10 protein-coding genes are annotated in these 12,872 nt (G+C 59.5%); all 10 read left to right on the top strand.

Going from position 1 to position 12,872, the window contains the following annotated elements; all coding sequences use genetic code 11:
* Positions 1-349: 349 nt before the first annotated feature.
* The 10 genes from FJ145_25985 to FJ145_26030 all read left to right on the top strand — a co-directional run bounded on the left by FJ145_25985 (position 350) and on the right by FJ145_26030 (position 12,757).
* Positions 350-2,794: a hypothetical protein gene (locus FJ145_25985; GenBank protein MBM4264861.1), complete on the top strand. Its 2,445-nt coding sequence runs from the start codon at positions 350-352 to the stop codon at positions 2,792-2,794.
* A complete protein-coding gene (locus FJ145_25990; GenBank protein MBM4264862.1) occupies positions 2,701-3,405 on the top strand; it encodes a glutamine amidotransferase in 705 nt (234 codons plus the stop codon). The genes FJ145_25985 and FJ145_25990 overlap by 94 nt, the downstream gene beginning before the upstream one ends.
* Before the next feature lie 5 nt (positions 3,406-3,410).
* Entirely contained in the window at positions 3,411-4,184 is a 774-nt protein-coding gene (locus FJ145_25995; GenBank protein MBM4264863.1) for a phosphocholine cytidylyltransferase family protein, read from the top strand.
* Positions 4,185-4,186: 2 nt separating this feature from the next.
* The gene (locus FJ145_26000; protein MBM4264864.1) at positions 4,187-5,755 is read left to right on the top strand and encodes a hypothetical protein; all 1,569 of its coding nucleotides are present in this window, start codon (positions 4,187-4,189) and stop codon (positions 5,753-5,755) included.
* On the top strand, positions 5,635-6,642 hold the full coding sequence (locus tag FJ145_26005; GenBank protein ID MBM4264865.1) for a hypothetical protein: 1,008 nt from the start codon (positions 5,635-5,637) through the stop codon (positions 6,640-6,642). The genes FJ145_26000 and FJ145_26005 overlap by 121 nt, the downstream gene beginning before the upstream one ends.
* Positions 6,623-8,797, top strand: coding sequence for a hypothetical protein (locus FJ145_26010; protein MBM4264866.1), 2,175 nt, complete (start codon positions 6,623-6,625; stop codon positions 8,795-8,797). The genes FJ145_26005 and FJ145_26010 overlap by 20 nt, the downstream gene beginning before the upstream one ends.
* A 272-nt stretch (positions 8,798-9,069) precedes the next feature.
* A complete protein-coding gene (locus FJ145_26015; protein MBM4264867.1) occupies positions 9,070-10,518 on the top strand; it encodes a hypothetical protein in 1,449 nt (482 codons plus the stop codon).
* The gene (locus FJ145_26020; protein ID MBM4264868.1) at positions 10,518-11,303 is read left to right on the top strand and encodes a hypothetical protein; all 786 of its coding nucleotides are present in this window, start codon (positions 10,518-10,520) and stop codon (positions 11,301-11,303) included. Before FJ145_26015 ends, FJ145_26020 begins: the two co-directional genes overlap by 1 nt.
* 59 nt (positions 11,304-11,362) lie before the next feature.
* Positions 11,363-12,412, top strand: coding sequence for a glycosyltransferase family 4 protein (locus tag FJ145_26025; protein ID MBM4264869.1), 1,050 nt, complete (start codon positions 11,363-11,365; stop codon positions 12,410-12,412).
* 3 nt (positions 12,413-12,415) lie between these two features.
* Complete coding sequence (locus tag FJ145_26030) at positions 12,416-12,757, top strand: hypothetical protein (GenBank protein MBM4264870.1); 342 nt, start codon at positions 12,416-12,418, stop codon at positions 12,755-12,757.
* Positions 12,758-12,872 lie beyond the last annotated feature (115 nt).

Here is a 12,872-nt window from a genome sequence, read left to right on the forward strand (position 1 = left end):
ACGAACAGCGGCGCTGACCAGTCGCCGGGTCACCCGCTCGATTATACCGCCCCAAACTGCCGCCCAGCATCCGCGTCTACGTATGTGCCGTTGACCGTCGGTGCGGAACCTTAGAGCGGAGTTATGGACTCGCCCCTGAGCTAGACAAAGGCCGCAACGATAAGATAGGATCACTTTCAGAGCGCTGGCTGCGACAAGTCGATTGGATATTAATCCAGGAGGGATTTAAGTCTATAGAGCAATTTCCGGGCCATGGGTTCTGCTGCTCGCAGTGATTCCCGCCCTACGTTTCTCTGAATCATAGATATCGTCACCATCGCCGCTGAGGGCGGTTTGTCGTGGCAGGCTGATGGTTTGTTTGCCGCACTGCGCGGCTGATGTACTGATGAACGATACGCTTAACATTGAAACCTCTCGATCACCGGAGAAAACCCCTATCGCACTTGGCACGAAGGCGGAAACCCTCGCGCGTCTTCAGCCGCTAGTGACCCATTCCGTCATCGGTACGCCGATCTATTTTGAAGCGACCGTGTGGCGTCAGCAACGCCAACGCTTGACTCACTCCATACGAGAGTCCCTGGGCGGCGAGCGCGTCGCGGTACGCAGCAGCTGCCAGGTCGAAGACCGTGTGGGCGGTTCCAATGCCGGGCGTTTTTTGAGTGTGATCGATGTCGATGTTGACGACGAGGCGAAGCTGGGTGCAGCGATTGACGCGGTTATCGACTCATTTGACGAACGTAGCCCGAACGATCAGGTGTTAATCCAGGCGGTGGTGCATGACGTGGTGCTGGCAGGGGTCGCATTTACCCGCTCATTTAACGCCGGCGCGCCGTATTATGTGATTAGCTATGATGACCAAAGTGGTCGCACGGATACCGTGACTGGGGGCACAGCAACCCAGCCGAAGTTCTGCGTCATACATCGGCTTGCCGCGGAAGTCCCTGGCGAAGCCCATCCGTCCATTTACCGCGTTCTTCGGGCCATCCGAGAATTAGAGGGCCTAGTTGGTAGCGATGCCTTAGATATCGAATTTGCGGTCGATCGTCAGGGAGTTGTGCATCTGCTACAGGTGCGCGCGATGACTGTCAAGGTCGAGCAGCCGCTGTTGTATGAGGAAGCGCGCCGCTGTCTTGCGGCGGCGCAAAGCGACTTTCGTGGGCGTCAAAAAGCCCATCCCGCCGTTTGCGGATCGCGCACGATCTTCGGCGTCATGTCGGACTGGAATCCCGCTGAAATGATCGGTAGAACCCCGCGCCGACTGGCTTTGTCACTGTACCGTTATCTTATTACCGACGACATGTGCGCCGCCGAGCGTGCCGCGATGGGATATCGCGACATACGCCCGAATCCGTTGATGGTCGAGTTCTGCGGCCATCCTTACATCGATTTGCGGGCTAGCTTCTCTTCTTTCATTCCGGACACGGTGGCTGACGAGTTGGCCAATCGCTTAGTAGAATTCTATTTGACGAAGTTAGAAGAACGGCCAGAATTCCACGACAAAGTGGAGTTCGAGGTGGCATTGACGGCGCTAAGTTTCGATATCCCCCAACGCAGCGAAACTCTACTCGAAGCGGGATTCGGTGCCGATGACGTAGCGGCTTTGCGCGCCGGCTTGTTGGGTGTGACCGAGTTTGCCATGAGCCAGATCGGCGCCCAAAGACGCCGGCTCGCGGAATTGGAAGCGCGCTTTGATCGGTTAACTTCGGGCCGCCCGTCGTCGCTCGCCCGCGCCATTCAACTTTTGCAGGACTGCCGCCGTTGGGGCACGCCGGCGTTCGCTCAATTGGCGCGCGCGGCATTTATCGCGGTGGGATTTCTGCGCAGCTCGGTAGCCCGCAATGTGATTACTCCGCAAGAAATGGAGGGATTCATCGGTTCGCTTAAGAGTGGAGCGAAACAAATGAGTCGCGATGCCGCGCGTGTGCGCTTGGGTAACCTGTCGTGGGATGGTTTCGTTAATACCTACGGCCATCTGCGGCCAGGAACCTACGATCTTGCGGTGCCCTCTTACGGTGAAGCGCCGGGAGTGTATCTAGATCCAATGGTTAAAAGCGCGAGGGCGGAGCTATTTAACGACACCCGCTTTGAATTTTCACCTGCGGTGCTCGACGCTTTCGGCGTGGTCTTACGCGACTTGGCTTTGCCCGACGATGTCGAAAGCTTCGTTACGTTCCTGCGCAGCGCGATCGAGGGACGCGAAGCGGCCAAATTCGCGTTTACCCGAAACCTGAGCCGTGCATTGGCGGATCTTGCCGAGGTCGGCACCAACTACGGCTTGTTGCGCAGGCAAACGGCGCAGATCGATCTCAAATATTTCATTGATTGGCACAATAGCGATAGCCCAAGTGATCCGCATTCTTGGTTGACGAAGCGGGCCGCTGAGGGAGAGAAGTTGCACGAGACCGCCCAAGCGATTGAGCTGCCGCCGCTGATCGCGCGCGAGGCACAGCTGCTCTCATCTGTTTACGCTCCTACGCTGCCTAACTTTGTCGGTCGCGGGCAGGTGTTAGCGCCGGCGGTGGAACTCGCCGCTAACGGCTGGCAAGATAGCAGTGTCGCTGGGAAGATCGCGCTCCTTGTGAGCGGCGATCCGGGCTATGACTGGCTATACGGCATGGGAATCACCGGATTGGTCACGCTTTATGGGGGTGTCAACTCACATATGGCGATTCGCGCTGCCGAGCTGGGAATCCCCGCCGTATTGGGCGTGGGAGAGGCGATCTTCAACCGTTGTCGCGGCGGCCGCATGCTGCGCATCGATTGTCTAACTCGGCACATCGAGGTTGTTGGGTGAATCGCCGGCTGGGTTTGACACAGCGAGTTGATGAGTTCCCCGAACGCTGCGAGACGCGGGATGCGCTCGATCAGCGTTGGGCAGGGTTGCTCGAAAGTTTAGGTTTCGTGCCGGTACCGTTATGCAACCAAATTCAAAATACCGCGGTTTATCTCGGTGCTTTGGCATTGGACGGCATCATCATCACCGGTGGCAACGACGTCGCGCATGCCAGCCTAGCTGAGCTGCCGACTCGCGACCGCTTTGAGTACGGCGTGCTCGCCTATTGTAGAGATCGGCAGATTCCAGTTCTGGGTGTTTGCCGCGGCATGCAGATCATAAACGTATTTTTCAAAGGCCGTTTGTCGCCACTGGCCGGCCATGTGGCCAGTCGCCACCGCGTGACCAGGGGTGCCCAGGTGCGCAACGTCAATAGCTTTCATAATTTTGGTATCGAAGCGGGAGACCTGGGTGCGGGTCTGATTGCCACTGGATTTTGTGACGATGGCTCGATCGAGGCGATGCGCCACCAGAGCGCGCCGTTCCATGGCCTGATGTGGCACCCCGAGCGGGAAGAGCCAGCTGAGGCCATGGACGTTGCGCTGATAAGAGAAATTTTTGGGACGGCATGACGATGTTGAGTGCCGTTATCCTCGCGGCTGGTCAGGGCACTCGGCTGCGGCCGCTCACCGACGATCGTCCGAAGTGCTTGGTGGAATTGGCGGGCCGGTCTTTGATCGACCGGCAGCTGGCGGTGTTTCGTGCTCTCGGTGTTACCGACCTGACAATTGTCGGTGGCTACCGTGTCGATCAACTGGCCGCCTGCGGCGCGCGCACGATCATGAACCCGGACTTTGCCACCACGAACATGGTCGCGAGCTTATTTTGCGCGCGTGCGATGATGTCTGGCGCAGGGGATGTGATTGTCAGCTACGGCGACATCGTTTTCGAGCAAAGAGTGCTGGCGGCCCTCTGCGGCAGCGATGCGCCGGTGGCGGTGATTGTCGACCGCCAATGGCGCGCGCTCTGGGAGGCGCGCATGGAAGATTGCCTCCAGGATGCGGAAACGCTGAAACTCGCCTCCGATGGCCGAATTGTTGAGCTGGGTAAGAAGCCACACGGTTATGCCGATATTGAGGGCCAATACATCGGTTTGATGAAGTTTCGCGCCGACTACGCAGCGCGCCTGCCGGCAATCTACGACACGCTGCTCGATGGCACAGGCGCAAGCCAGGCCGCTAGGACGATGTATCTAACCGATTTTTTGCAGCGCTTGATCGATGACGATTGGCCGGTTCACGCCGTGCCGATCGATGGCGGTTGGTTGGAAGTCGACACCGTGCAAGATCTGGCGATCTATCACCAACTGCAGCGCGACGGCCAGCTCGCGCGCTTGTGCCGCCTGGCATAGCGATGTTCAACTGGCTGGATCCCTGGCGTGATTTTCACCGCCTGCGCAAACTGTCGCGCCGCGAGCGCCGGCTCGTCGTGTATTGTGAGGGGCGCGAGTATGACGTTTTTTTCGCGCCCATATTGGCGGCCCTCACCGACCGTTATCGGTTCGACTATCTGTTTGTGACCTCCGATAGCGGCGACCCGTTGCTCGGCGCGCAGCCGCCGCGGCGCTCGTTCTGTATCGGTCATGGCACGGCGCGCACAGCGTGGTTTCAGACGTTGGCAGCTGACCTGGTGCTTATGTCGACACCCGATCTGAATCGGTTTCATCTCAAACGCTCGCCAGCGGTGGGCCATTACGCTTACTTGCACCACTCGCTGGTCAGCACCCACATGGCCTACCGGCCCGGCGCCTTCGACAACTACGATTCAATTCTTTGCGTTGGGCCGCATCATGTGACGGAGAGCCGCGCTTGGGAGGCGCAACACAATCTTAGAGCGAAGCAGTTGGTGCCCCATGGCTATGGGCCGATCGATGCGCTGATGGCGTCCGCCGAGGAACGGCGTACCCCAGTACCCGACCAGCCAACGGTACTGGTGGCGCCGTCGTGGGGGCAAGCGGGACTCATCCAAAGTTGCGGCGCGGCGGTTTGCAGCGCATTGCTGCAGGCCGGTATGCGGGTGGTTTTACGGCCCCATCCACGCACGCTGCAAACCCAGCGCGCACTCGTCGACGAACTCACAGCCCGTTTTGGGGCTGACGACAATTTCGCCTTGGACCTTGGCGTTGCCAGTCATGAGATCTACCGCGACGCCGACATCATGATCAGCGATTGGTCGGGCGCCGCGTTTGAATTTGCCTTTGGTTTGTTGCGGCCGGTGTTGTTTGTCGACGTGCCGCGCAAAGTGAACAATCCGCACTACGCAAGCCTTGACTGCGAACCGCTGGAAGTTTTTCTCAGGACTGAGGTCGGTGAAGTTGTGCCGGCGGACGCACCAACGGCGGTCGTGGCGGCCGTGGAGCGGTTGTTGGGTCATGCTGAGCGCTGGCGTGAACGGTTGGCGGCACAGCGCCGGCAGTGGATATTTAACGCCGGCACCAGCGGAGTGGCGGGCGCTGAATTCATTGCTGGCAAGTTGGGCCTTGTGGCCAGAGCACACCGCGGCAGCGGAGGTGCAGCGAGCGATCGTTCCTTGGACAAGCGTGTTATCGAGCTGTTGGTTGCTGAGCGCGGTGCGGTGGAACGAATCTTGATCGCGCTGTTGACGCGACAGGTGGGGAAGTGGCGCAAGGCCGATTGGGCGGCGTTGCATCAGCTGGCGCACCAAGTTGAGGTCACCAAGCGCGTCCACTCGACGTATGACGAGGCTTGGCGTGTTCCAGCGGCACCGACTCCCCTGGATTCTGACGCCTGGCCGGCGCTGGTTTTGGTGTTCCTGATCGCTGCCGAACCAGCAGGTGTCCAATGCAAGTTTCTCAGCGCCGCACTGCGCGCCCTCGATTGCATGGAAGCCAATGGCGTGAAGAAATTTTCACGGGAGCTAAGAGTGCGCTGCCAGGAGCTGCTGGAGCGCATTGCGCCATGACCACGCTGCCCTTGACCGTGTTGGTTTATGAAGGACCTATCGCGCGCGCCTATTTGGCGGTCCTGAGATACGCAGGCTATCGCCCCGAACGTATCATTGCGCTGCCTCGTCGCCGAAAAACAGCGCGCCAAAAAACTTGGCTGCCGCGCCTGTTGGTGGATGCCCATCGGTTGCGCCGCGCGGTGGATCAGGGTTTACATTGGCCGCGCTGGCTACGCCGCTATGAAAGCGATCTTTACCGCGAAATGGTCGAGAAAGTCGGGGCCGCCTTCGGGCTACCGCAGGAAGTCTTCGGCGAGGCACTCGACGGCCCAGAGCTGGCCAGCGACGCAGCCAACGTTGAATGTATTGCGGTTGAAAGTTTGAAGGATCGCGCGTTGTCGCAACGGTTGAGTGCACTGCCTCCAGGCGAGATTCTCTACTCCGGTGGCGGTATCGTGCCACCGGCTCTGCTCAACGACCCGGTGCGGCCATTTCTCCACGTACATCCGGGTTTCTTGCCCCATGTGCGCGGCGCTGACGGGCTACTTTGGTCGCTGCTCGTGCGTCAGCGCTTGGGAGCCTCCTGCTTTCACATGACAGCCGGCATCGACCTCGGTCCAGTGTTGGCGGCGCGCGAGTTTGCGCCGCTGACGTTTGCTTTCCCGCGGCGCACGACCGTCGACGAAGCCATGCTCCACCGCGCCCTCTTTTCTTTCTATGACCCGTATCTCAGAGCCAAAACGTTGATCGATCACCTGCGCTCGCGTCCAGCCGGTGGCGCCTGGCCCACGGCGGTGCCGCAGGATCCAGCGTTGGGGACCACGTACCATTTCATGCATCCCGCACTGCGTCACCGCGTGCTGCGCCTGCTGTTCAAGGACTCACATGAAGCTTCGGCGCGCTGACATGCATCTTTTGGGCGGAGCGTTGGCCGCAGCTTTCTGCTTGGTCTGGAGCCTGCTCGCCTACGCGCCCTGGATGGTGCTGGCCAACAATCCGGAGCACTTCAAAGGGGTGACCGTGGCGGCCTTTGCGCGCGGCATTGCGCCCTACGCGGCTGGTTGCTGGCTTGGGCTCGGCGCGGTTCTGTTCCTGTGCCGTTCCGCTCTGTCGACGGTGATGGTGCTGGGCGCCAGCTTAGCAATTTGGCTGGACGTAAATCTGCTCAACTGGGATTACGGTGTGTTGGCCGGTTTGCCGATCAATTTTGCCAGCCACTGGCAGCGCGGAATCGGCGACGTCGCGGTGTGGCTCTTGGTTTTCGCCTGCGCATACGGTTTCCGTCGTTGGTTGAGCCCGCGAATCATGCTCGCGGCGGCGTTGCTATTGACGGTAATGATTGCCGGGCAGGTGGTGCTGTTGTTCGATGCCGAAAAAGGCGGGCTGGTCTGGTATCGCCAACCGCCGCCGCCACCACGACCTTTGGCGGTGGCGCCGCGCGGCAATGTTTTCGTCGTGATTTTGGACACGATGCAGACCGACGTTGCGCGCGAAGCGCTTGCCCTCCGTCCCGACCTCCAGCGGGCCATGACGGGATTTAGCCTCTATCCCAACACGGTGGGCGCCGGCACGACCACGGTGGGCAGTGCACCCGTGCTGCTTGGCGCAGGCCACTTGATCGATCCCAACAACTATCTCGACTGGCGCAAGCGCTACTTGAGCATGGATGCGCCAAATTATTTGCTTAGGCAGCTCGCCGACAAGGGTTATGAGATATGTCAGGATGGTTCCGTCGGACCCAACACCGTCGCGGCGCCCAAGTGCAGCCAGGATCGTGGCTATGATGATTTCTTGTTCTTGCTCAATCTCGGGTTGTTCCGGGCGCTGCCGCAGCCGCTCAAAGCGGTGATCTACAATCAGCAGCGTTGGTTACTTGGCGGTTTTGGAGCGAACCGGGAGGAGAAGATGCGCGGCGCAGCGGCGCCGTACCGAATCGACGCCGACGCGATGGCCGCGTTGTCGCGCGAGCTGGCGGTCGATTCACAGGCAAAGCCTCGGTTCTTTTGGCTTCACTTCATGGGCGTCCATTTGCCGATTCAGCTCGGTGCCGATTGCGCGCCGCACGACCGCTCGCCTTTTCCTGACAACCACGAAGGCTGGCGGTCCCTCGTAGCGAGTTTGCCGACCTCTGAAACTCGCCAGGCCGTGGTCGCCCAGAGTGTTTGCTATTTCGATCGTCTCGCCGTAATTATGAATAAACTCAAGGCCCTGGGCATTTACGACAGCAGCGTTATCATAGTGGCGGCGGACCACGGCGATAGCTTCGGCAACCGGCGCGAATGGTTTGCCCAGCAAAGTTCCCATGGGCACAATGCCTATATTCCAGATGCGGTTCTAACGGCGGGAACTCCCGTGTTGGCAGTGAAGCCTATGTCCGCGTTTGGATCGTTTCAGGAGCGCATGGAACCGGCAACGCTTTGCGATATCCCGAAGATCATCCTGGGTCAGATCGGGCTGCCTTCCCAGTCGGATGAAGCGTGCGTCGATATCGTTCGCCAACCGCCGGCAGGCGATCGCGAGCGGCGGTTTTACTATTATAACTGGTCGCCAGAGAGCTGGTCGATCGACAGTGGCAATTTTCCCGACGTCGAAGAGTTCCGCGTTGTCGGCCACGCCCAAGATCGCAGCTCCTGGCAGCCGACGTTTCGCCGGCATGTAAATCGTCGGCAAACAAAACCGTGGTTGCGCTTGGATCTGGCGGCTGCGGGGAGCGCGCGCTACCGAAGCGTCGCCGGCTGGCAGTCTGTGCCTTTGGACCAGGGCGGTTTAGCGATGGCGGTGGTCGGCAGAGAGGCGCGCCTCTATTTCGGCGGCAGCTTAGCGGGACCGAAACAGCTCACGCTGCAAGTTTCCGTTGCCGGGCCGACCCCAATCCGACTCAATATCGGCTTCGTCGAGCGCTCTTTTTGTCAATTCGACATCAAGCCGGAAAAATCACAGCGGCTGTTGGATTGCCCGCTGCCGCCCGCTCTCGATTTGGATTACGTCTCTCTCAGGCTTAGCGGCGCAGCCGCGTCGCCCAAACTGATCGTGCATGAAGCACAAATGAAAAGTTCGTAAAGGAGTTGTCGCGTGGTAGTAAAGTTTGGCATTCTAGGTGTCGGAATGATTTCTCTCGGCTGTCCGTCGTTGGCCTATGCGTACATTGACCCGAGCGCAGGTCAATCATTGCTGCAGATCTTGATTGCAGCGGCGGTCGCGGGTGGAATCTTTTTTCGTTTTTGGTTCAAGCGAATCGTTCGGTTCTTCTCTCGTGAGGCGAGCGATGCGAAGGACTCGCCTTACGACCGCTAACCGTCGCAACCTTATGGTCCGCATGGAGCGCTCCAGCGGTGCAGATATTCTACTCCAATAATTTGACGCCAGCGCCGAAGGTCAGCCTCGTGCTCCTCGACTGGTCCTGCCGTGAGAGTTTTCACGTTCTCGACTACCTTGAGAAGCAAACCCTGCCGCGCCACCAGTTCGAAATCCTCTGGCTGGAGTACTACGATCGAAAAGCAACTGCGATCGAAACCCGGTTTCGCACCGGCGACGCAACACCGCCGGTCGACCGGTGGGTCGCCCTTGAAATCCCGCGCGATACTTATTTCCACAAACACCTGATGTACAACGCGGGCATCGTCATGAGCCGGGGCGAGATCGTGGTGATTTGCGACTCCGACGCCATTGCGAAAGAGACCTTCGTTGAGAGCATCTTAAATGAGTTCGAGTGCGAGCCGGGCATCGTTTTGCACATCGACCAGTTTCGCAACGAACGCCGCGATCTGTATCCGTTCAACTACCCAAGCGTCGAGACGATCGTAGGCGAGGGCTGTATCAACAACGCCGGCGGCACGACCGCTGGGCTGTTGGACCGCGACGACCCTCTGCACGCGCGCAACTACGGCGCCTGCATGGCGGCGCGCCGTGCTGACCTGATCGCCATCGGCGGCGCCGACGAACATATCGATTATTTGGGGCACATCTGCGGTCCCTACGACATGACGTTTCGGCTCATCAACTTTGGCCGCAAAGAGGTCTGGCACCCGTCGGAGTTTCTCTATCACGCGTGGCATCCGGGCGCCGGCGGTGAGAAAAATTATTTGGGGCCGCACGATGGAAAAAACATGTCGACGACGGCGTTAAGCGCGCGCAGCAGCGGACGCATCGAACCGCTGTGCGAGAACCCGGCCATCGGCAGATTACGATCGGCCGGTGCGCCCACCGATCCGGCGGCGCTGCAAGAGGAGCTGATCGACAGCGACCGGCTCAAGGGCTGGTCTGAAACCGAGGTCAAGAAGCTTAAGAAGCGCCCGCTGTCGCCAGTCAATAGCAGCGGCGCCGTCTCGGCGACTCTGGCCAAAATGGTGGCCCGGCAGTTGTGGATCAAGTTGACCCGGGTGCCGCGGCAAGTGAAGACGCCGAGCATGGCTTTGAAAAAAGCCGTGAACGCGGCGCGTTTTGTGCGCAATAGTTTTCGCCACAACGTCTATATCGCCGAGCAGTCGCAGCGGATCTTCAACGATCTCGCTTCCCAGGGCACGACTGAGGTGTCGTTGTACGGCACCGGTGACGTCGCAGAGCTACTGTTAAAGCTGAGCAAGGAATCACCGGTGACGATCCGTTCCATTTATGACGACTACAGCGAGCGGGAGTTCGCGGGTTTACGAGTGCGCCCGGTTCGCGATTCCGCTAAAGACTCCGGCAAGATCATCGTTGCGGCGATTGTCGGCATCGAAGAAAAGATCGAGCGGCTGCAGCGCCACGGCGTGGCGCTCGAACGAATTGTCAACCTGCAGTAATGGAAAGCCCCGTCGATATTTCCTTGCTGTTGCCAACGCGCGGCCGGCCCGAGCTGCTGCGCCGATTGTTCAACAGTGTGGCGGTGACCACCGCTGCTATCGATCGCCTGGAGCTCGTGCTCTATATCGACGAAGACGATGCGCCGACGCAGGACCTGTCCCATGACGGGTTGCCGATCGTTCGCTTGATCAAGCCGGCGCAGCAGACCATGGGCCGGATGAATCAGGCCTGCTACGAAGCGAGCCGCGGCCGCTTTGTCATGCTCATGAACGACGACGTGGTATTTCGCACCCCGGGTTGGGACCGGCACCTGGTGGCGAGTTTTCAGCAGTTCGGCGACGAGATTGCGTTGGTTTACGGAAACGATCTCTATCAACGGCAAGCGCTGCCGACGATGCCTGTCTTATCACGGGTGTGCTGCGAGCTCTTGGATGGCATTTGCCCGCGCAGCTACCGCAGGACTTACATCGATCTACATATCTATGACTTATTCAAGAAACTTGCCAAGCTGGGTCCACAGCGCATCGTTTACCACGACGACGTGATCTTCGAGCATATGCACCACGAGACCGGCAAGGCGGCGCTGGATGCAACCTATGTGAAAAACAGCGAGGGCGAAGACGATAAGCGGTTTATCAGCCTCGAAGACGAGCGCTGGAATCAAGCGAAGATGCTCAAACGACATATCGAGTCACGGGCTGCAAAAGCGTCCCCCTCCGGCGCCGACCGGCGGGTGGGGCGGTTCTTCAAGCAGTTCTTTTCCTCCGGCAAGCGCGACACGTGATCGACTAGCGAACGCTTATCTTCATCTCCGGCAACCGGATCGCCGCTGCAACCAGACTCATGGCCCGTATCTTGGTCGAAGGCAGGGTTCTCGCGCACGCCCAGACGAGCGGCGTCGAGCGCTACGTCGCCGAGGTGAGCCGGCGGTTGCCGCTGGCTGGTTCGATGCACCGGTTCGAGATCGCCCGTCCGCTCTCTCAAGGGATGTTGAGCCAGCACCTTTGGCTGCATTTTTCTCTGCCGCAGCGCTGCGCTGCGGGTGGCTACGACGTCCTTTTCTGTCCGGCGAATATTGCGCCGCTACTAAAACCAGCAGCGGCAAGGCTGGTGCTCACGGTGCATGGGATCGCCTATCGCTTCTCGCCGGAGTCCTATTCCACGAGCTTTTGTCGCTATTACTCATGGTTGGTGCCGCGCTCGCTGAAAAACGCCGACGCGGTCGTGGCCGTTTCTGCCGCCGAAAAAAAAAGTATTCTGAACGAGTACCCCTGGGTGGCGCCGGAGAAGATTCACGTCATCGCCGGCGGCCTCGACCACAGCGTCTTCAACCTCGACAGCAAGGGGGCGGCGCAGGAGATCCTAAAACAGCGCTACGGTATTAGAGGTGAATTCATTCTCGGCGTCGGCTCGTTCAAGCCGGTGAAGAATTTCGCCGGACTGATCGAGGCCTATCGAGCGATCCGCAATCGTATCAGCGCTCAGCTGGTGTTGGTGGGCGGGACGCCGGCCCATGGGCTGAGCGAAAGCGCAGGCATCACCGCGCTTGGTCATATCGAGGCGGATCTGCGCTATTTTTATCAGGCAGCAAAGATGCTGGTATTCCCGTCGCGCTACGAAGGTTTCGGCCTGCCGCCTTTGGAGGCGATGGCGTGCGGCTGCCCGGTGATCGTGTCAAAGGCCGGCGCTTTGCCGGAAGTTTGCGGCGACGCCGCCGTTTACGTGGATGCCGAGGATACCCAGAGCATGGCTGCGGCGATCGTCGAGATGGCTGCCAGAGAAGAATTGCGCGACGAACATATCGCCCGTGGTTCGCGCCGGGCGAAGGATTTCAGCTGGGAGAAAACCGCCGCCGAGACGATAAAAATCTTCGATCAACTCTGCGTGCGATAGGCGATGTATCGGATCAACGGCAAAGCGCTGCTACGCGACAACCGCGGTCTTTCGGCGGCGCAGTTCGCAACCGCTCAAGCCGTTTGTGCGCGGATTCGCCAGCTTGTCGAGAGCCGCGATGCCTACATCGAGGCGCACCATCTGGACCGGGCTTTCTGCGTGCCCGATGGACTTTGGTCGGGACAGGCGTTTAACGACTATCTTAACACGTATCGACAGGTGGCCGAGTGCCGCTATGAGATTATCAATCGCCTGAGGCTGTTTGTCTCATTCTTCTCAGGCTATTCTTTGAGGCGCTTGTCTGGCGTCCCCGGCCGGCCGTCTTTCGAAGCGCCGGCGGTTTAAGTCGCAGGTCAACGCGACCTGCTTGGTGTGGAAAACTGTCATGGTGGCTGAGAAGAGCTTCCGCAAACTGAACGCACCACAGCTTGTCGGAAAAGTAGCGCGCGGGACGAAGTAT

This window comes from Deltaproteobacteria bacterium, assembly GCA_016874755.1.
Classification (GTDB): Bacteria; Desulfobacterota; Binatia; order UBA9968; family UBA9968; genus DP-20.

Bases quoted from the DNA above. Each gene is read 5' to 3' on its own strand.
- FJ145_25985 (MBM4264861.1), top strand. From the start codon at position 350: ATGGTTTGTTTGCCGCACTGCGCGGCTGATGTACTGATGAACGATACG.
- FJ145_26000 (MBM4264864.1), top strand. From the start codon at position 4,187: ATGTTCAACTGGCTGGATCCCTGGCGTGATTTTCACCGCCTGCGCAAA.
- FJ145_26005 (MBM4264865.1), top strand. From the start codon at position 5,635: ATGCAAGTTTCTCAGCGCCGCACTGCGCGCCCTCGATTGCATGGAAGC.
- FJ145_26010 (MBM4264866.1), top strand. From the start codon at position 6,623: ATGAAGCTTCGGCGCGCTGACATGCATCTTTTGGGCGGAGCGTTGGCC.
- FJ145_26020 (MBM4264868.1), top strand. From the start codon at position 10,518: ATGGAAAGCCCCGTCGATATTTCCTTGCTGTTGCCAACGCGCGGCCGG.
- FJ145_26025 (MBM4264869.1), top strand. From the start codon at position 11,363: ATGGCCCGTATCTTGGTCGAAGGCAGGGTTCTCGCGCACGCCCAGACG.
- FJ145_26030 (MBM4264870.1), top strand. From the start codon at position 12,416: ATGTATCGGATCAACGGCAAAGCGCTGCTACGCGACAACCGCGGTCTT.